This window comes from Paenibacillus lycopersici (assembly GCF_010119935.1).
Lineage (GTDB): Bacteria > Bacillota > Bacilli > Paenibacillales > Paenibacillaceae > Paenibacillus_Z > Paenibacillus_Z lycopersici.
This window is the reverse complement of the sequence record NZ_CP048209.1, coordinates 6,406,961-6,426,978: the sequence shown is the minus strand read 5'-3', so window position 1 is coordinate 6,426,978 and position 20,018 is coordinate 6,406,961. Positions and strand designations below refer to the sequence as shown.

General features: G+C 53.7%; 19 protein-coding genes and 1 pseudogene. 19 read left to right on the top strand and 1 reads right to left on the bottom strand.

Features of this window, described 5'->3' with window-relative positions; genetic code table 11:
* Positions 1-18 precede the first annotated feature (18 nt).
* The 16 genes and pseudogenes from GXP70_RS28180 to GXP70_RS30140 all read left to right on the top strand — a co-directional run bounded on the left by GXP70_RS28180 (position 19) and on the right by GXP70_RS30140 (position 15,719).
* Positions 19-2,274, top strand: coding sequence for a motility associated factor glycosyltransferase family protein (locus GXP70_RS28180; protein ID WP_162359980.1), 2,256 nt, complete (start codon positions 19-21; stop codon positions 2,272-2,274).
* A gap of 20 nt (positions 2,275-2,294) precedes the next feature.
* Positions 2,295-3,299 (top strand): NAD-dependent 4,6-dehydratase LegB, encoded by a 1,005-nt coding sequence (locus GXP70_RS28175; protein ID WP_162359978.1) that lies wholly within the window; start codon positions 2,295-2,297, stop codon positions 3,297-3,299.
* A 32-nt stretch (positions 3,300-3,331) separates the two neighbouring features.
* Positions 3,332-4,516, top strand: coding sequence for a LegC family aminotransferase (locus GXP70_RS28170; RefSeq protein ID WP_162359976.1), 1,185 nt, complete (start codon positions 3,332-3,334; stop codon positions 4,514-4,516).
* A 2-nt stretch (positions 4,517-4,518) separates the two neighbouring features.
* Complete coding sequence (locus GXP70_RS28165) at positions 4,519-5,595, top strand: DegT/DnrJ/EryC1/StrS family aminotransferase (RefSeq protein ID WP_162359975.1); 1,077 nt, start codon at positions 4,519-4,521, stop codon at positions 5,593-5,595.
* A gap of 5 nt (positions 5,596-5,600) precedes the next feature.
* Positions 5,601-6,275 (top strand): class I SAM-dependent methyltransferase, encoded by a 675-nt coding sequence (locus GXP70_RS28160; RefSeq protein WP_225442913.1) that lies wholly within the window; start codon positions 5,601-5,603, stop codon positions 6,273-6,275.
* Between the two features lie 18 nt (positions 6,276-6,293).
* On the top strand, positions 6,294-7,355 hold the full coding sequence (locus GXP70_RS28155) for a lipid II:glycine glycyltransferase FemX (RefSeq protein WP_162359971.1): 1,062 nt from the start codon (positions 6,294-6,296) through the stop codon (positions 7,353-7,355).
* A gap of 20 nt (positions 7,356-7,375) precedes the next feature.
* Positions 7,376-8,374, top strand: a complete 999-nt coding sequence (neuB, locus tag GXP70_RS28150) for an N-acetylneuraminate synthase (protein WP_162359970.1) — start codon at positions 7,376-7,378, stop codon at positions 8,372-8,374.
* Complete coding sequence (neuC, locus tag GXP70_RS28145) at positions 8,371-9,549, top strand: UDP-N-acetylglucosamine 2-epimerase (protein ID WP_162359968.1); 1,179 nt, start codon at positions 8,371-8,373, stop codon at positions 9,547-9,549. Before neuB ends, neuC begins: the two co-directional genes overlap by 4 nt.
* Positions 9,536-10,585 carry a nucleotidyltransferase family protein gene (locus GXP70_RS28140; RefSeq protein WP_162359966.1) on the top strand — a complete coding sequence of 350 codons (1,050 nt, stop codon included), beginning with the start codon at positions 9,536-9,538 and terminating at the stop codon, positions 10,583-10,585. The genes neuC and GXP70_RS28140 overlap by 14 nt, the downstream gene beginning before the upstream one ends.
* Positions 10,582-11,496, top strand: coding sequence for a Gfo/Idh/MocA family protein (locus tag GXP70_RS28135; protein WP_162359958.1), 915 nt, complete (start codon positions 10,582-10,584; stop codon positions 11,494-11,496). Before GXP70_RS28140 ends, GXP70_RS28135 begins: the two co-directional genes overlap by 4 nt.
* Positions 11,489-12,196, top strand: a complete 708-nt coding sequence (locus GXP70_RS28130) for an acylneuraminate cytidylyltransferase family protein (protein WP_225442586.1) — start codon at positions 11,489-11,491, stop codon at positions 12,194-12,196. Before GXP70_RS28135 ends, GXP70_RS28130 begins: the two co-directional genes overlap by 8 nt.
* A complete protein-coding gene (locus GXP70_RS28125) occupies positions 12,193-13,017 on the top strand; it encodes an SDR family oxidoreductase (RefSeq protein ID WP_162359956.1) in 825 nt (274 codons plus the stop codon). The genes GXP70_RS28130 and GXP70_RS28125 overlap by 4 nt, the downstream gene beginning before the upstream one ends.
* A 131-nt stretch (positions 13,018-13,148) precedes the next feature.
* Complete coding sequence (locus GXP70_RS28120) at positions 13,149-14,093, top strand: Gfo/Idh/MocA family protein (RefSeq protein WP_162359954.1); 945 nt, start codon at positions 13,149-13,151, stop codon at positions 14,091-14,093.
* Positions 14,094-14,096: 3 nt separating this feature from the next.
* A complete protein-coding gene (locus tag GXP70_RS28115; RefSeq protein WP_162359952.1) occupies positions 14,097-15,197 on the top strand; it encodes a DegT/DnrJ/EryC1/StrS family aminotransferase in 1,101 nt (366 codons plus the stop codon).
* A gap of 18 nt (positions 15,198-15,215) precedes the next feature.
* Positions 15,216-15,380: pseudogene (locus GXP70_RS30145) on the top strand (N-acetyltransferase); the annotation flags it as partial.
* 18 nt (positions 15,381-15,398) lie between these two features.
* The gene (locus tag GXP70_RS30140) at positions 15,399-15,719 is read left to right on the top strand and encodes an acyltransferase (RefSeq protein WP_263864148.1); all 321 of its coding nucleotides are present in this window, start codon (positions 15,399-15,401) and stop codon (positions 15,717-15,719) included.
* On the opposite strand, the gene GXP70_RS28105 is transcribed toward GXP70_RS30140, so the two are convergent.
* The gene (locus tag GXP70_RS28105; RefSeq protein ID WP_225442585.1) at positions 15,716-16,786 is read right to left on the bottom strand and encodes a glycosyltransferase family 2 protein; all 1,071 of its coding nucleotides are present in this window, start codon (positions 16,784-16,786) and stop codon (positions 15,716-15,718) included. The two genes, GXP70_RS30140 and GXP70_RS28105, sit on opposite strands and share 4 nt — an antisense overlap.
* 238 nt (positions 16,787-17,024) lie before the next feature.
* On the opposite strand from GXP70_RS28105, the gene GXP70_RS28100 reads away from it, so the two are divergent.
* The 3 genes from GXP70_RS28100 to GXP70_RS28090 all read left to right on the top strand — a co-directional run bounded on the left by GXP70_RS28100 (position 17,025) and on the right by GXP70_RS28090 (position 20,016).
* A complete protein-coding gene (locus GXP70_RS28100) occupies positions 17,025-17,222 on the top strand; it encodes a cold-shock protein (RefSeq protein WP_161745713.1) in 198 nt (65 codons plus the stop codon).
* A 245-nt stretch (positions 17,223-17,467) separates the two neighbouring features.
* On the top strand, positions 17,468-18,313 hold the full coding sequence (locus GXP70_RS28095; RefSeq protein WP_162359947.1) for a TylF/MycF/NovP-related O-methyltransferase: 846 nt from the start codon (positions 17,468-17,470) through the stop codon (positions 18,311-18,313).
* A gap of 11 nt (positions 18,314-18,324) precedes the next feature.
* Positions 18,325-20,016, top strand: a complete 1,692-nt coding sequence (locus GXP70_RS28090) for an HAD-IIIC family phosphatase (protein WP_225442584.1) — start codon at positions 18,325-18,327, stop codon at positions 20,014-20,016.
* The last annotated feature ends 2 nt before the right edge of the window (positions 20,017-20,018 follow it).

Here is a 20,018-nt window from a genome sequence, read left to right as displayed (position 1 = left end):
GAATCAGGAGGTAGGCGTATGGAGCAGCCAATGACGGCCATTAATCCCATTTTGGATGATATAAGAGTGTTTCTACCCCGATTGACCGCTGCATGCGAATCGATGGCGAAGCTGCTGTACCAACAGCTAACGGATCAAACCTGGCAGCAGTTTGGCGACATTGTGGAAGGAATCGACGATCTCTACCGGACGTTGAATGCCATTCAAGCTGACATGGAGCACTCGATCGGCTTCTATGCCCTTAAGGAAGTGCTGGCGAGAACGACGGTGGCACTGAGCGAGCAATTCCAGGCGATGAATCAATGTATGGATAACGAGGACTACGTCGGGGCAAGCGACCGAATGAAGTATGAATTAATCGCGTCAATTGAACAGCTGGCTGCGTATGTAGGAGAACCGACGGCAGTCCTGGAGCATCGTTACGTGAGCAATCTGACCTATTTCAAAGCACATTATCCTCAGCTATACCTGCAATTTAGCGGTCGGCCAAGAGAGGAAGTGCAGTATCAGCTGGGATATGCGAAGAACGGCCAGCCGAATTTATATATCGAGCATGCGTCCGCCTGCCTGTACAGTCAATATGATCCCGCTCACGAAGCCCAGTGCTGGGTAGAATCGCTTGGCGACAGGAGCGGAAGCAAGTCGCATTGCATGGTGTTCGGATTCGGGTTCGGTTATCATGTGCGGGCTTATGCGGATGCGTATCCGGAGCATTGGATGTATATCTACGAGCCGGATGAGCAGGTATTCCAGTCGGCGATGTCGGTAGTGGATTTCCAGTCGGTGCTGGCTAACATGCAGGTTAAGGAGATAAGGGTAGGCGGCTCCAGGTTGGACCGAAGTCAATTATTCCACCGGTATCTCAAGTACTTGAAGGAAGAGCCCGCGACACTCGCTTTGCCGGTCTATAATCGCATCCGCGCAGCGGAGCAAGCCGAGTTTTTCACGGAAATGAAGAACGCCATCAAGAGCTTCGACAGCTTGAATGTCATGTGCGACCGGTACGGCTGGCAGTGGGTCGAGAATGAGCTGTTTAACGTCGTGAAGTGTCTGCATTCCCCTTCGATACATGAGTTGAGCGGCACAATGAAAGAACATATCGCCGTAATAGCAGGGGCGGGTCCTTCCCTTGAAGCCGACATCGAAACATTGAGGAAACTGAAGGAGCATGCGGTTATTTTTGCGGCGGGCTCGACCATTCAGTCGCTGCTGCATTTCGGCGTCCCCCCTCATATGATCGTGGCAATGGACGGTACGGATGACAATTACAATGCATTCAAACATGTGAACACGGCCGATATTCCGTTGTTGTTCAGTCCGATGGTGCATCATCGGATTATGGAGAGCCGCGTCGCCAATATGATCCATGTCTCGTTAAAGAGCGATACGGTCACGTTAAATTTATTGCAGTCGGGAGATGAAGAGCCTGTTTTCGATGCAACGGAATCCGTAACGGGTACGGCGATTCAGGCTGCAATCTATATGGGCTGCCAAGAAATCGTATTTACCGGACAGGATTTCTCCTTCCCCGGAGCAAGCGTCTATGCGCCGGGAGCGAAACACTTCTCGAAGCAGATCCTGGATTCCACCGTTGAACAGGCTGCAATGCGCATTGAGAACGTTCAGGGGGCAATGAATCCGACCAATGACTCGATGATGGCGGTATTGGAAGGCGTTGAACGCATCATTGCCAAATACCCGAATGTGCGGTTTACGAACACATCGCAATGGGGCGCCAAGATTAAGGATACGGTATGGGAGCCGCTCAGCAGTGTACTTGAACGGGTCAGAGGCACGATGCTGGAAGGGAACTCCGTCAGCAATAGAGTGTCTGCCTTGCCGCGGTATGACGAGGGGCGCTCGGCGGAGATCAGCGGTCGTCTGGATCAGCTATACGAGCAGCTGTTGGCGAACGAGCAGAGGCTGAGGAAGCTGGACAAAATATTGGCCGACCTTGCGGCGCTGAGCAGAACGAATCCGAACAAATGCGGCAAGCTGATGATGGATGTGAACCAGGAGTGGCATGCGATCGTTCACAGCCTTCCATTCCAAGCGTTGTATGTGAAGGTATTCCGCAACGAGATTATCCATATGGAACGCGATTTGCCCGATGCGGTGCAGGAGAGCAGCTTAATCAAGAGAGCGGAGCTGACTCGCGATGTTGTTCGCCCGCTGATTCAAACGCTGCTTGCCGGCACGCCGGCGCTTCAGAGAATCATTGAAGAAGCTATTCATAGAGTGAATAAGGAGAAACAGCTGTTTTCGACTACATAAGCATGTGAGCAGGGGGTTCTATGAAACCATTTGGGAAAATACTAGTCACCGGGGCCGACGGGTTCATCGGCTCTCACTTAACGGAAGCGCTCGTTCGCCAAGGCTACGACGTACGCGCGTTTGTCCTGTACAACTCGTTCAACTCCTGGGGCTGGCTGGATGAGGCCCCAGAAGACGTCCGCGGGCATTTCGAAGTATTCGCCGGGGATATTAGAGATCCCTACGGCGTTGCGGCTGCAATGAAAGGCTGCGATGCCGTGCTTCATCTGGCGGCTTTGATCGCGATTCCGTATTCCTATCATTCGCCGGACACGTACATCGACACGAATATGAAAGGAACGCTGAATGTCCTGCAGGCTGCAAGGCAGCTGGAGGTCGGCAAAGTGGTGCATACATCGACGAGCGAGGTGTATGGCACGGCACTGTACGTACCGATAGACGAGAAGCATCCACTGCAAGGCCAGTCCCCGTACTCCGCGTCCAAGATCGGGGCCGATCAATTGGCGCTCTCCTTCTATCGTTCATTCGGGCTGCCGGTCGGGGTCATTCGGCCGTTTAATACCTACGGCCCCCGTCAATCCGCGCGCGCCGTTATTCCGACGATCATTACGCAACTGGCGCAGGGCAACGACTCGATACAATTGGGCGCCGTCCAACCGACAAGGGATTTCAACTACGTCGAGGATACGGTTCGGGGCTTTATCGCCTTTCTGGAGTCGGAACGAAGCATCGGCGAAGAGATCAATATCGGAAGCAACTACGAAATATCGATCGGGGAAACCGCGCATACGATTGCCAGGCTAATGCATTCGAACGCGGCGCTCGATATGGATGCGCAGCGGATTCGTCCGGAGAAGAGCGAAGTGGAACGGCTGTGGGCGGACAACCGGAAAGCGGAAACGCTGATCGGCTGGAAGCCGGACTATGCCGGCAAAGCCGGGCTGGAAGCCGGGCTGCGGAAGACGATCGAATGGTTTACGGAGCCATCGAATATAAAGCGGTACAAAACAGGCTATACCATCTGATTCGGGCAAGCACGGAAGGAGTCGTTCTCATCATGGAAGAAGCTCGCTCATTAGGACAAGCAGTCGTGGACGTCATACGGGAGCTGTCGGGTAATACGGGAGCCGTTCTCCCGCTGCATGAGCCGGAGTTCGCCGGCAACGAATGGCTGTACGTGAAGGAGTGCCTGGATACCGGCTGGGTCTCGTCGGCCGGGCGCTTCGTGGACCGGTTGGAGGGAGAACTCGCATCCTTTACGGGATCCAAGCATGCGGTCGCCGTCGTGAACGGCACCGCCGCGCTCCACATCGCGCTGCTGTTAGCCGGCGTGCAGCCGGACGAGGAGATACTCGTTCCGTCGCTTACCTTCGTGGCGACCGCCAATGCGATCGCACACTGTCATGCAATCCCGCATTTCGTCGAGGTGTCCGCTGCTAATCTGGGACTGGATGCAGCTCGATTGGACGCGTACTTGAGCGAAATCGGCGAGCGCAGAAGCGACGGCGGGACCTATAACCGATTAACGGGCAAGCGGATTCGCGCCGTCGTCCCGATGCATACGTTCGGCCATCCCGTAGAGTTGGATAAACTGGTGGAGGTCGCGGAGCGATTCAATCTCATCATGATCGAGGATGCCGCAGAATCGCTTGGATCGCTGTACAAGGGCACTCCGACGGGGACGATCGGTCAGTTCGGCATCGTCAGCTTCAACGGCAACAAGATCATGACTACAGGCGGCGGCGGCGCGATTCTGACGCAAAATTCAGCACTGGCGGCGAAGGCGAAGCATTTGACGACAACGGCCAAGCTGCCGCATAAGTGGGCCTTCGACCATGATGCCGTCGGATACAATTACCGTATGCCGAACTTGAACGCCGCGCTCGGCTGCGCGCAGCTGGAGCGGGTTCCGGAATTTCTGATCCGGAAGCGTCAGCTGGCGAACAGGTACAGAGACCGCTTCCAGAAGCTGCCGGGTTTGAAATTTCTCGAAGAGCCGGCGTATGCGACCAGCAATTATTGGTTGAACGCGATCATAATCGAGCAGGCCGACGAGGCGGTCAGAGATGAAATACTGCGCTTGACGAACGAAGCGGGCTTCCTGGCAAGACCGGTGTGGACGCCGCTGCACGAGCTCCCGATGTATCGGGATTGCCCGCGCATGTTGCTGCCCGTTACCGAGAAGCTGCATAAGCAGCTTATTAACCTGCCTAGCGGACCTGCCGTCTTGAAAGAGGGATAGCGATGAGAGAGGACAGGTATGAGATCGGCAGCGAGTTTGCGCTGGATGCCGCGCTCCTTGCGCCCCAAGCGGATACGCTCATAGACAGGTTGCAGCCGTACCGCACCGCATTCTATAAGAACGGGAGAAGCGCCATTCGCAGCGTCCTGCGGCAAATCAAGGGCAAGCGGGCGCTGCTCCCGTCATACATATGCCAATCGGTCATCGACGCGTTCGAGCGAGAGAATTATGCGGTCATGTTCTACACCATCCGTACAGACTTCACGATGGACATGGACGAGATAATGCAGCTGCTCTCCGGCGAGGCCGATGTTTTTTTGCTGATGCATTACTATGGGACGCTTCAGAGTACGGATGATCTGCAGCAGCTCCGCGAATTATGCTCGGCAGGTGCCGTAGCCATTGTCGAGGATACCACGCACAGTCTGCTCACGAGCTTGCATACGGTCGGCGATTACTGCGTCGCCAGCTTGCGCAAATGGTTCGCCCTGCCGGACGGCGGAGTCGCGTACAGCTTGGACAACGAGCTCTCTGACGAGCCGGCGGCAGCAGAGCCTTCTTTCGCCAATGCCAGGGCGGCGGGGATGTTTCTGAAGGGACTGTACCTGGACGGCCTGAGCGAGGAGAACGAGCTCTACCGTCAATTGTTCGTCGGCGCCGAACATCGAATCGATCAAGAGCTTGAAGTTGGGGCGATCTCAACGTTCTCCAGGCAGGTACTGGACACGTTTCATGCCGGCAACGCCGCCGGCATACGCAGCGGCAACGCGGCTTATCTGGCGGAGCGCTTGAACAACCGGTTCGTGCGGCCGGCGATCGGCATGTACGGGGAGGGGGAATGCCCGTTCTTCTATCCGCTCTATGTCGTCGATCGGAATGCGTTTCGCGGCTATTTGAACCGCAACCGCATCTATTGTCCGGTGCATTGGCCGATTACGGATCGGCGGCTGCTTGCATGGAGCGCGGTCCGCGAAATTTCGGAGCATGTTATTTCGATTCCTATTGATCAGCGCTACACGCATGCCGATATGAATTATATAGCGAAGATCGTTAATGAATATGAAGAGAGCAGGGAGTGACATTGATGAAGATGAAGGCGTTCGATAATATGTGGGAGCAGATCCATAGCGAGATGGAGTGGGGGAAATATCCGACCGAGGAAGTCGTGCGGTTCGTCGCCCGTAATTTCTATCGCTTGGATCGCCCTTCGGTCAAGCTGCTCGACGCCGGATGCGGTACAGGCGCCGTCACCTGGTACATGGCACGCGAAGGATTTGCCGTCAGCGGCTTCGACGGCTCCCGAATCGCAATCGGCAAAGCGAGCGACAGGCTGGGACATGAAGGGCTTGCTGCCGATTTGCGCGTAGGCGACGCGGCGGATATCCCTTTTCCGAGCGATTATTTTGACGGAGTTGTCGACTCGGCCATGATTTATGCGAATACGACGGATGCGATCCGCGCCATTCTGAAGGAATGCTACCGGGTTCTGAAGCCCGGCGGCAAGCTGTTCTCGACGGGGCTGTTCAAGGTCGGAATGACGGGATACGGTACGGGGGAGAAGCTGGAAGAGCATACCTACAGGGAGATCACGGAAGGTGCGTTGGCACATCGCGGCACCGCGCACTTCTTTGATCGGGTTGAGCTGGTGGAGCTGTGGACGGAAGCGGGATTTAAAGGGCTGAAGATTGATTCGCTTGACCGGTCGGATCGCGGCGGTACGGTGCAGGTCGGCTTTTTCATGGTAGAAAGCGAGAAATAAACGTCAGGGAGACCGATTATGGGGCATCTCGAATGTATTGGCTTTGAAGAGCGAACGAAGTGGAATTGCATCGTGAAATCGTTCGCGGCATACGACACTTACTATCTGAACGAATACGTTTCGGCTTTCCGTCATACGAACGACGGTGAGCCGCTTTTGTTATATTACCAAGGAGACGACATGCGGCTGTGCTACGTCGTGCAGCAGAGCGATATTGCGGATACGGCCGAATTCGACGGTCACGTGCAACGGGGCGAATATTTCGATTGGTCGACGCCGTACGGCTATGGGGGCCCGTTGACGGAGGGGCAGGATCTTCGCGAGGTCGCCGATTTCTTCCGGCAGCTAATCCGTTACTGCCGGGAGCAGCGGGTCGTTTCCCAGTTTATCCGGTTTCACCCGCTGCTGCAAAACCAGTCTTTGTTCGAATCGTATTGCGATTTGCGCAGATTGAAGCACACCGTCGTAATCGATACGTCGGATCGTCAGGTGATTGCTTCAAATTTGGACGCAAAAAACCGAAATATGATAAGAAAGGCAGAAAAGAACGGGATCCAGATCAAGATCGACAACAGCGACGCCGCGAAGGCCGTCTTCGTGGAGCTGTACCGGGGGACTATGGACCGGAATCGGGCATCGGACTACTATTACTTCAATGCAGCGTTCTTCGCGGATACATTCGCGAGTCTGGAAGGGAACTGCTCGCTGTTCAGCGCATGGCTCGGGGATGAGATTGCAAGCTCCGCCATCATCATGCACAGCGCGGATAAAATGCATTATCATCTGTCGGCTTCCCGAAGAGAATATATGCACTTGGCGCCTAACAATCTGCTTCTATATACGGCTGCTTGCTGGGGGGCCGATAACGGCTTTCAAGCGTTTCATCTCGGCGGCGGCGTAGCGGCCGAAGACAGCCTGTTCGCTTTCAAGAGGTCGTTCAATAAGCAGGGCTTGGCCGATTTCTATATCGGGCGAACGATTTTCTGTGAAGACGGCTATTCGAAACTGCTGAACATTCGCGCAGCATCGGATGTCCATTTCAATCCGGCCAACCAACATATGATTCAATATCGAGCTTAATTAAGAGGGGCTGCGACAGCATGAAACAAGTATTGATTATTGCGGAGGCCGGCGTCAATCATAACGGCGACATGGATTTGGCGTATCGGCTGATTGACGTTGCGGCGGAGGCCGGCGCGGATTACGTGAAATTCCAGACGTGGAAGAGCGAGAATGTCATCTCCAAGCACGCGCCTAAGGCCGACTATCAGAAAGAAACGACCGGCGAAGACGAGTCGATGTTGGAAATGGAGAAGAAGCTGGAGTTTCCGTTCGCGAATTTCGTCCTGCTCAAGCGGTATTGCGAGCAGAAGGGCATCGGCTTCATGTCGACGCCGTTCGATATCGAGAGCGCGAAGTTTCTCTACTCCATCGGTGTCGATATGGTCAAAGTCCCGTCCGGCGAAATTACGAATTTGCCGTTCCTGGAAGTCATCGCGGAGCATGCTTGTCCCGTCATTCTCTCGACGGGCATGTGCGAGATGGAAGAAATCGAGGATGCGATTCGCATCTTGGGCAGCAAGGGCAACCGCAATCTGTCGGTACTTCATTGCAACACGCAATACCCGACGCCGATGCAGGATGTGAACCTGCGGGCGATGCGGACGATTCAAGAGCGCTTCGGCGTACAGACCGGCCTCTCCGACCATTCGCTCGGCATCGAGGTGCCGATTGCCGCGGTGGCGATGGGGGCCGAAATCATCGAGAAGCATTTTACGTTAAGCCGGGACATGGAAGGCCCCGACCACAAAGCAAGCCTGGAGCCTGCGGAGCTCTGCAGCATGGTGCAGGCGATCCGGAATATCGAGCTGGCGCTGGGAAGCGATGCCAAGCATGTGACGGCATCGGAGCGAGAGAATATCGCGGTCGCGCGCAAAAGCATCGTGGCGTCGAAGCGTATTTTATACGGCGAACCATTCACGCCCGAAAATATGACGACGAAGCGGCCGGGCACGGGCATTTCTCCGATGAAGTGGTACGAGGTGCTGGGCCGTACGGCGAAGCGGGACTTCGAAGAAGACGAGCTCATTGAACTATGACCAGACGGTATAAGCTATGCGTCATTACGGCTACCAGAGCGGAATACGGACTGCTGAGCTCGGTGATCAAGCAGATTCAGGACGATCCCGAATGCGAACTGCAGCTGATCGCAACCGGGACGCATCTGGAGCCGGAGTTCGGCCTCACCTATAAGGAAATCGAGGACGACGGGGTGCCGATCACTCGTAAGATTCCCATTTATCAAGGCGGCGAGGATGCGCAGGTGCTAACGACGATGGCCGCGGCCAGCTCCGGGATCGGACAAGCGATTGTCGAATTGGCGCCGGATATGGTCGTTCTGCTGGGCGACAGGTACGAGCTGCTGCCCATTGCTGGGGCCTGCGTCGTCCTGAGAATACCGATTGCGCATATCTCCGGGGGCGAAGTTTCCGAAGGGGCGTATGACGAGTACATTCGGCATGCGGTTTCGAAGCTCTCCTATTTGCATTTCACGTCTACCGAAGCCTATCGCGACCGCGTCATTCAGTTGGGAGAATCGCCTCGGCGGGTGTTCAACGTCGGTGACTTGGGCATTGCGAACATTAAACGGCTGAAGCGATGGACGAAAGCACAGCTTGAGCAGGATCTGGGCATCGCGATCGGGGATCGGCTATTGCAGGTGACCTTTCATCCGACGACGCTGGAGAACGATTCGGAGCGGCAGTTCGGCGAGCTGCTTGCAGCGTTGAACGAGCGTCCAGGCTATCAAATCGTGTTTACGCGGCCGAATGCCGATAGCGGCAGTGCGAGCATTAATCGGATGATCGATGCTTTCATCGCCGATAATGCGCACCGCAGCTGCGCTTTTGCCTCCCTCGGCTATGTCCGCTTTCTGAGCCTGGTATCGTACTGCGTCGCGATGGTGGGGAACTCTTCCAGCGGGGTTGTGGAAGTGCCGAGCCTCCAAGTGGGGTCGATCAACATCGGCAACCGCCAGCGCGGACGGATCTGCGCCGATACGGTCATTCACTGCAGCCCGGACAAAGACGAGATCGTAGCCGCGCTGGACCGAGTCGGCTCGGAAGCGTACAAGGAACTGGTGAGAAGCGCGGCAAATCCGTACGATTCGGACGGAACGGCCGTGCAAATCGTGCAGCGGATGAAAGCGTGTCTGGCCGACTATCAAGGGATGCACAAAACTTTTTACAGGGGAGCTCGCGATGATAGCTATTGAAAACATCTTTGTTTCTCCGCTCGCGACAATATTGGAAGCTCTTCAGATTATCGACCGCGGCTCGGTACAGATCGCGCTTGTCGTGGATGAAGAACGCCGCCTGCTGGGCACCGTGACGGACGGCGACGTTCGCAGGGGCATTCTGCGCGGCATCGGTCTTGACGCCCCCGTAGCGCAAGTGATGAATCGGGAGCCGAGAACGGCCCGGCTGGACATGGACCGGGATATGATTCTGAGCGTGATGCAATATTTGAATTTGCGTCAATTCCCCGTGCTGGACGAGGAGGGGCGCATCGTTCGGCTCGAGCTGATCGATCAATTGCATCAACGAAACAGCCGGGATAACTGGGTTGTGCTGATGGCCGGAGGGCTCGGGGCGAGACTCGGAGAGCTGACGAAGGATTGCCCGAAGCCGCTGCTGAAGGTCGGCACCAAACCGATCATGGAGGTCATTCTCGAAAGCTTTATTTCGAGCGGGTTTCATCGGTTCTACATCGCCGTCAATTATAGAGCGGATATGATTCGCGACTACTTCGGCGACGGTTCGAAATGGGGCGTGGAAATTCGTTATCTGCACGAGGGAAAGCGATTGGGTACGGCCGGCGCGCTGAGTCTGCTTCCGGAAACGGCCGGTCTGCCGGTAATTGTCATGAACGGCGACTTGCTGACCAAAGTGAATTTTCGCCAGCTGGTCGATTTCCACGTGGAGACAAAGTCCAAGGCGACCATGTGCGTACGGGAATACGAGTTCCAAATCCCGTATGGCGTCGTCCAAGTGGAGAGCCATAAACTGCGGGGAATCGAAGAGAAGCCGCTGCAGAAATTTTTTGTCAACGGCGGGATCTACGTTATCGATCCGGAGCTCGTTCAATTGATTCCGCAGGATACGTTCTACGATATGCCGACATTATTTGAAGAGGCGATTAAGCGCGAATGCAATACATCGGTATTTCCGATACGGGAGTACTGGATCGATATCGGACGCAAGGACGATTTCGACCGGGCCAACGGCGATTACATGGAGGTATTCGGATGAAAGCGCTCGTCATCGGATTCGGCTCGATCGGCCAGCGCCATGCGCGGCTCTTGCAGGCGATGCAGGCGGACACCGCCGTCGTCAGCGGCAGGGATATCGATTTCCCTGTCGCCTACCGGGAGCTGGACGAGGCGCTGGCGCAGGTGAAACCGGCCTATATCGTCATTGCCAATAAGTCGTCGGAGCATCACGGCACGCTGCTTCGGCTGATTAAGGCTGGCTGGCATGGCACAGTGCTGGTCGAGAAGCCCTTGTATCATGAAATGAAGCCGCTGCCGGATAACCACGGGCTGCGCATCGTCGTCGCTTATAATCTGCGTTTTCACCCGCTGCTGCAGAAGCTGCGCGCGGAGATTCAGCACGAACGGCTGCTCTCGGTGACCGCTTATGCCGGGCAGTATTTGCCGGATTGGCGGCCGCAGAGGGATTATCGCTTGAGCTATTCGTCAAGCCGGGACGAAGGCGGCGGCGTGCTACGGGATTTAAGCCACGAGTTGGATTACTTGAATTGGCTCTGCGGCGGGTGGAGACGTTTAACCGCATTGGGAGGACGCTTCAGCTCGCTGGAAATTACGAGCGACGATACATGCGGCATTCTGATGGAGACGGTAGGCTGTCCGCTCGTTACGCTCCAGATCAACTATACGGATCGGCCGGGCCGCAGGGAACTGCTGGCCGTGACGGATCGGCATACGTATAAGATCGATTTCTCGCAGGGACTCTTCACTAGGGACGGCACTTCGGAACCGGTGGCGACGGAGCGTGACGAAACGTATGTCGCGCAGCACGCCGCCGTACTTCATCGACAATGGGACATCCTTTGTTCGCTGCAGGAAGGACAAGACGTCTTACGGATCATCGAAGCGGTCGAGCGATCCATCAAGAACAGGGAGTGGGTTAATAATGAGTAAGCTTTGTTCCATTTGCGCCAGAGGCGGTTCCAAAGGAGTCAAAAATAAAAACATTCGCGAGATGCTGGGCAAACCGCTCATCGCGTACAGCATCGAGCAAGCACGCGAATCGGGCCTGTTCGAGCATATCGCAGTGAGCAGCGACTCGCCCGAGATTCTCGAAGCAGCCGCCAAATGGGGGGCGGATATTCTGGTCGAGCGTCCGCTCGAAATGGCATCGGATACGGCGGCGAAGCTTCCGGCCATCCGGCATTGCGTCCAGCATGCGGAAGCGGCGACGAACAAGACGTTCTCCGTGATCGTCGACTTGGACGCGACGTCTCCGCTGCGTACGACCGAGGATATCGTGAACGCGGTTAACCTGCTCGAGACGCGAGACGTGCCCAACTTGATTACAGGGGCGCCTGCTCGCCGTTCACCATATTTCAATTTGGTAGAGATGGATGGGGACGGCTTCGTGCGTCTCTCCAAGTCGTCGGATAAACCGATCGTTCGCAGACAGGACGCGCCGAAATGCTTCGATATGAACGCATCGATCTACATTTGGAAGCGGCAGTTCCTGCTGAACGACTATCCGCTGTTCCTGCCGGACACGATTCTGTATGAAATGCCGGAGGATCGGTCGGTGGATATCGACAGCGAGCTGGATTGGCGCATCGTCGAATGGATTCTTGGAAGCCGGAAGGGAGCCGCAGTATGACATACTCGTTTAAAGCTTCATTTGAACTGAACGGCAAAACGGCGCTGGTCACCGGCGCGCTTGGCATTATCGGGAGCAAGGTGTGCAGAGGACTGGCGGAGTTCGGAGCGAATGTCGTTGTCGTTGACCTGGATGAGACGGCCGCGAATACATTTGCGGCCGAATTGTCGGCGGCTTATGGCGTTCAAGCGATCGGCGTCGGCTGCAATGTGGCTGCCGAGTCCGATGTCATTGGCATGGTAGAGAGGGCCACGAGCGTCATGGGCGGCATCCATATCCTGCACAATAACGCCGGGTATAAGCCGCTGGACCGGGAGCAATACTTGGCGCCGTTCGAAGAATATACGCTGGATCAGTGGCGTGAGGTAACGGCTGTCAATATGGACGGCGTATTCCTGGTTGCCAGAGAAGTCGGCAAGCAGATGGTCAAACAAGGAAGCGGCGGCTCGATCATCCAAACTGCTTCCATCTATGGCATCATGGCGCCGGACCATCGTATTTACGAAGGATCCAGCTACCTGGATAAGCCGATGGCTTCGCCGGCAGTATATTCGGCTTCAAAAGGCGGCGTTGTCGCCTTAACCAAATATTTGGCCGCTTATTGGGCCAAGCAGGGCATCCGCGTCAATACAATCACGCCGGGCGGCGTGGAAAGCGGTCAGAACGAGGCGTTTAAACGGAATTATTCCGCACGGATTCCGTTTGGCAGAATGGCCGAGTCGGATGAGATGGTAGGAGCGGTGCTGTACCTGGCCTCCAACGCTTCCAGCTATGTGACCGGGCACAATATCGTGGTTGACGGCGGGCTTCATGCTTGGTAGAGCCAGTGCGAGCGTAAATCGAAGGGTATGCCTCGGCGATATTGCCGGGGCATCTCTTATATGCATGCAGGGTGCGCGCGGAGGAGTGAGCTAATCTGAACATCAAAGTAGCGGTTATCGGAATCGGGAACATGGGCATTCATCATTTGCGAAACTATTTGTTTCAACCCCAGGTCGAAATCGTCGGCGTTGTCGATCGCGATGCAAATTTGCTGCGTCAAGTGAAAGAGAAGTATGGCATACCGGGGTTTTCGGACGCGGAGCAAGTTATGGCACTCGTGGACGCCGTGAGCATAGCGACGCCGACCAGCACGCATTTTACGATCGCGCAGCAATTTCTTCGGCACGGCAAGCATGTATTGATCGAGAAGCCGATCACGAGCGAAGCGCATGAGGCGCGGGAGCTGATCGCGCTTGCGCGGCATAATCGGGCGGTTCTGGCTGTCGGCCATATCGAACGGTTCAATCCTGTAATGCAGGAGCTGGAGACGATTATTTCCGGCAGGAAACCGCTGTTTATCGACATTCACCGCGAGAGCCCGTACGATGCCCGTATTTTCGATACCGATGTCGTGGCGGATTTGACGATCCATGATATCGATTTGCTCCGTTATCTGCTTCAAGAGCCGATCGAGGTCAAGTCCGCTTACGGCGTTCGCGCGCACTCGGCGTCAAGCGATATTATCGTTGCGCAGATGGCGAGCAGCAGCGGAGTGCTAATTAATATTACAACGAGCCGGGCTACCGAGCAGAAGGTGAGGGAGTGGAGGCTGATTATGCGGGATCAGCTGATTGAGGCCGACCTCGTGGAGAGGAAGCTGCATATTACACGCAGTACCTCGGTCGCCATGGAAGCGATCCGCGGCGGGGCGGCAGTGCAGTACAAGCAAGAGCAGGTCATCGAGAAGGTGCTCGTTCCCAGCTACGAGCCGCTTCAAATGGAAATCGCCGACTTCCTGGACGCGATACGAACCGGTAAATCTCCGAAAGTCGATGGCAACGAAGGGCTGCATGCATTGGAAGTCGTGAAGCATATTCAAGCGTTAGTCGCTGACAAACAAATACAGAGGAGCTAGCGTATGACAATCGCGATAGCAAGGCCGAGTATAGACGAAAGAGAGATTGAGGCTGTAGTGGCGGTCATGCGTACAGGCAGTCTGGCGCAGGGGGATACGGTTGCGGAGTTCGAGAAGAAATTTGCCGCAGAGTTTGCTCACTCGCATACGGCGGCGATCACGAATGGTACGGCTGCCTTGCATATCGCGCTCCTCTCGGCTGGCGTACAACCGGGAGATCGCGTGCTGACGACGCCATTCTCATTTATTGCAACGACGAATGCGATTATTTATTGCGGTGCGGTCCCGTGCTTCGTGGATATTGACGAGTATTCCTTCAACCTCTCTCCCGAGAACCTGGAAGCATCCATCGCGAAATATCCGGATGCGAAATATTTGCTGCTCGTGCATCTGTTCGGCAATCCATGCCGCATGGATGAAATCATGAACATCGCGAACAAGCATAACATCACGGTTATCGAGGATTGTGCCCAGGCGCATGGAGCCGAATTCGACGCCCGGCCGGTGGGGACCTTCGGAATCGGCGGTACATTCAGTTTCTATCCGACGAAGAACATGACGACCGGAGAAGGCGGTATGCTGGTTTCTTCCGACGTCGCATACATTGAACGCTGCAAGAAGCTCATCAACCATGGCTCTTCCGAGCGATACGTGCATGATATAACCGGCTATAACTATCGGCTAACGAATATCGCTGCTGCGATCGGTTTGGTGCAGGCCGACAAAGTGAGGGAAATGAACCACAGAAGGAAGTTGAATGCAGCTTATTATAATGCCAACATTGCGAATGAATGGCTGCGGCTTCCGGAAGCTTCCGCTCGTGCGAACCATGTCTTTCATCAATATACAATCGTAACCGACGAACGAGACAAACTTGAAGCGTATTTAAATAAGCATGCTATCGGATACGGCATTTATTATCCGATACCGATTCATCTGCAGCGCAGCGTAATGGAGTATATGCGGCACGCCGGGCAGTCCATTGAACGGATGCCCGTAGCGGAGGCATTAAGCACTAAGGTCATCTCCATCCCGGTTCACTCGCAGCTGCCGGAAGAGGAAGTGCTCTACATTGCCGAGAAGCTGAACGGCTTCAGGCCATAATGTATCGAGAAAGGTTGGATGACGATGAGTCAAATCTACATTCACCCCACCGCAGAGGTGGACGTCAAGGCCCGGATAGGTCAAGGGACCCGGATTTGGAACTATTGCCAGGTGCGAGAGAGCGCTGTAATCGGAGACAATTGCATAATTGGCAAGGACGTATATATCGATCAGTCCGTCCTTATCGGTTCGAGGGTTAAAGTGCAGAATGGAGTGTCCGTGTATAACGGCGTCACCATTGAAGACGATGTGTTTGTCGGGCCCCATGTTTGCTTCACGAATGATCTGATCCCGAGAGCGTTCAACGACAATTGGTCCGTAACGGCAACAATTGTGCGGCGGGGCGCCTCGCTTGGCGCCAACTCCACCATCGTTTGCGGCATTACGATCGGTGAGTATGCGATGGTTGCGGCAGGGGCAGTCGTAACGAAGGACGTCCCCGCGTACGCCCTGGTAAAAGGAAATCCCGCAAGAGTAGCGGGATTTGTCGATCGGATGGGTAATCGGACCGATAACGGCTAGGCGAATTGCCGTAACCGCTGCTTTGCGGGTTCGTACCCGTGGCTGGATGCATATTGATAGTAATGCTTCGCATGGTCAAGGCTGCCCGTCGTTTCATAGTAGACAGCGAGATTGTAAGCGGCCAGGTAAGTAGACGAGCCGTTAACGATTTCCTTGGCCCCGCGCTGTCCAAGTTCCAGGCAAGTCAGATAGCTGTGTTCAATCTGTGCCAGAATGCCCTGCTGGAACGAACCGGTGTTTAGCGCGAACTCAAGATAGAGCACGGCGACGGCGAAATGAAAGTCAGGCGAGTCTTGTAAGTGGCCGGCTTCCTTTTCGACAATGTTGAAAGCTTGTTCGTATTTATGGATGTTAGTCAGAACTTCAATCCATTCAATCTTCGCTTTAATGACGTAGATCGCATTATGCTTGGAGAGCAGTTGGTAGCAGCGGGCCAGGTATGCTTCCGCTTCCGTATTGTTGCCTGCGCCTCTGTACTGCTTACCGATTTGATAGAGCAGGTAGGGATCGTTCGGACTCACCTCAAGCGCCCGATGAAGCAGCGCCAAATTCCGCTCGGATTTATCTGTCATGTAGTACCCGTCGTGGTAGAAGGAAGCGTTGATATCGTGACGCGGAAGCGACGAATCGACTTGCTCGTGAATCATGCCTGCATAACGAATGTCCCTTGGGAACAAGCGCGGGCTGTCGTCTTCGGAATAATGGATCTGCCCATCCTGGTCGAAGCGGCTGATGACTTTAAACCGGCCGATCCGGTTGCCGTTCTGCACGAAGTCCCGCATAAGCGCCCCGCAGTCCTCCGTAAAATACTCGTCCGCATCGAGTATGAGCACCCAGTCGCCGGTCGTATGTTCAATGGCATAATTTCGCGCGGCGGAGAAGTCGCCGCACCACTCAAAATCAAAGACAAGCGCTCCGTTCGATAATGCGATCTCTTTGGTGCGATCGGTCGAACCGGTATCCACGACGACAAGCTCGTCCACCATGCCGGCGACGCTTTTGAGACAGCGGTCCAAATAATTTTGTTCATTTTTGACGATCATGGCAAGTGAAATCGTGTTTGGCATAGACAAGCGTCAGCTCCATTTCGTGTACAACCTCGGCAATTCGCAAATTCGCATAATGATATATATCGGCTCGGGACGAACGAATATAGAGGGGAACGCCATTCAGTTTCCTTTATTTAAAGGAATGTATTCGCTTTCAAAAACATATTGACAAATTTGTGAAGCTTCTGTTATATTCGATTTGTGGGCCACGCTTAAGTGATCTCGCAGCTATATGAAGATGAAGGGAATGTTCTGAATGCAAGGTAAAGTTAAATGGTTCAACGCTGAGAAGGGTTATGGTTTCATCGAGACAGAGCAAGGCGGCGACGTATTTGTTCATTTCTCCGCAATCCAATCCGAAGGCTTCAAGACGCTTGAAGAAGGCCAATCGGTTGAATTCGACATCGTAGAAGGCGCTCGCGGCCCTCAAGCTGCAAACGTTCAAAAACTGTAATTATCCCGCTGTTAAGCGGCCACATCATACATGGTATGCGCGCTTAACCGAATGTGATAAGCAACAGCCCCGGGCAACCGGGGTTTTTTGTTGCTTAGGCATGCCCGGAGGCACGCGCCCCGCAGGAAAAAGGCGAAATCCGGCATCGTTTTAAAATGTTACGAAACGCAAGCCTTTATTAACACCTTAAAATAACCGATATATACGATGTAGAAATTACAGATATCAATATGAGGTGTGTAACGATGGCTGGGAAGAGCAAAGCTATATTGTTCGGAGCAGGAGATGGCGGGCTGCGCGTACATTATATGTTGAGTCAGCAGTTTGAAGTGATTGCCTTTGTCGACAATGATACATCCAAACAAGGGAGTACCCTGTTGTCTAAACCCGTTATTGCTCCTCAGGCGATTGCAAGCTTCGAGTATGACGTTATCATTATTGCTAATATTCATGGCAAAGCGGTGTACAAGCAGCTAACCGAAGACTTGCAAATCAATAAAGAAAACATTATTGACTATTATCATAATCAGATGCTGGATGAACGAATTGCTACGCTGCGTCAGGTGGCAGACGAGATCTACGAGAATGGCGTACGGGGAAACGTGGCCGAGCTTGGGGTATTCCAGGGGGAGTTCGCCAAGTATATGAACGAGTCCTTCTATGACCGTAAATTGTATTTGTTCGATACATTTAGCGGGTTTAATGAGAAGGATATCCGTATTGAACAAGCAGGCCATCACTCCGACTCAAGAACAGGCGAGTTTGAGAATACCACGGTTGAGTTAGTGATGAGCAAGATGGCGCATAAAGACAATTGTATCGTAAAGCAGGGTTATTTTCCCGAATCGGCAATCGGTGTCGAGGATACCTTCGCTTTCGTTAGTCTTGATGTTGATTTGTATGCCCCGATTCTTGAAGGGCTGAAGTATTTCTATCCGCGATTGGAAAGCGGCGGCTATATATTTGTTCACGATTATAACAGCACTCGTTATCAGGGCGTGAAGAAAGCGGTGAGGGAATACTGCAAAGAGCACGGCGCCAAGTATGTGCCGATCAGCGACTTATGCGGAAGCGCAGTTATTATGAAATAGGAAGCAGGAGCATGGAACAGCGGCAGAGGAGGTCAGGCTCATCAATGCAACCCATAAGAATGCTGCTACTGTCGGATTGGAACTTGAATCCAATGGTTCGCTTATTAGCAGAGCCCTCGCATGGAATTGCGATAGAGGCAATTGAAGGTCCTTATAATCAAGTTCACCAACTGCTTATGAATCTCAACCATCCGTCGTGGAGGGAAGGGCTGGATGCGCATCTCGTATGGACAAGTCCGGAGACGATGGTTCCATCCTTTAAGAAGGTGCTTGATTACGAGGCTGTGAATATCGGCCAAATCATGCAAGAAGTCGATGACTTCTGTGACATGTTGATCCCATCCGGTATGAACAGCCGCTTTGTATTTGTAGCCTCTTGGTCCGTTCCGCCGCATTACAGGTGGATACAGACACTTACGAATAAACATAATACAGGCCTAACTAATATTCTCATGCAAATGAATCTTCGGCTAGCCGAGCGGCTTAGTGGACATAAATCATTCATTATTCTGGATTCCACGTACTGGTATGCAGCCATCCAGAAGAAAAGCTACGATAGCAAAATGTACGCGCTTGGCAAAATCCCATTCACCAGAGATCTATTCGCATTCGTCGCCCAAGAGATGAAAGCTGTCGTCTGCGGCCTGCTCGGACAATCCAAGAAACTCATCATCTGCGATTTGGATAACACGCTATGGGGCGGCATTATTGGCGATGATGGCATGGAAAATATTAAGCTCGGCGGGATCGATCCGGTTGGAGAAAGCTTCAAGGCATTTCAACGAGAGCTGAAACGGCTTGCTAGCCGGGGGATTCTATTAGGGATATCCAGTAAGAACAATGAGCAGACCGCACTTGAAATGATTGAGCAGCATCCTGAGATGATTTTGAAGAAAGCGGATTTCTCGGCGCTGCGCATCAATTGGGAGGATAAAGCCCAGAACATTCTGGAAATTGTGAATGAACTCCATTTAGGGCTTCAATCGGTTGTATTCCTGGACGATAACCCCATCGAGCGAGACCGGATCAGACAAGCCCTTCCTGGGATTTACGTCCCTGACTTACCTGAAGATTACACGCAGTACCCTGTTTTTATCCACACGCTGAATTGTTTCGAGACCTCAAGCGTTACTGAAGAAGATCGGGACAGGGGCAAGTGGTTCCAAATCGAACAACAGCGGCAGGAAGGGAAGAGGCTGGTTGGTTCCTTGGAAGACTGGCTGAGCTCGTTGGAACTGAAGGTGAGAGTAACCAAGCTGAATGCGGCCTTGCTGCCGCGCGTGGTTCAGTTATTGAACAAAACAAACCAATTCAATATGGCGACGCGCAGGTTCACGACAGAAGATTACTGGACGTGGAGCAATCAAGCGGATCATTCCGTCTTTGTGTTTGAGGTTGAAGATAAATTCGGCACTTCGGGATATACAGGGATCCTATCTCTTTCACGAATGGAAGCCGATCAAGCCGAGATTCACGATTTTGTCATGAGCTGCCGCGTAATGGGAAAAGGCATTGAAGAAGCCATGCTGTACTATGCCTTGCTTGCGGCCGGATCAAGCCGTCTGACAGCACGCTGCATAGAAACGTCAAAGAACAAACCTTTTATTGATTTCATGAAAGAAAAGTATGTGCCGGGCAGTACAGAACGGCTGGATGCCGATCAGATTCACATGCCGAACTATATTACATTCATCGAGGAGTGATG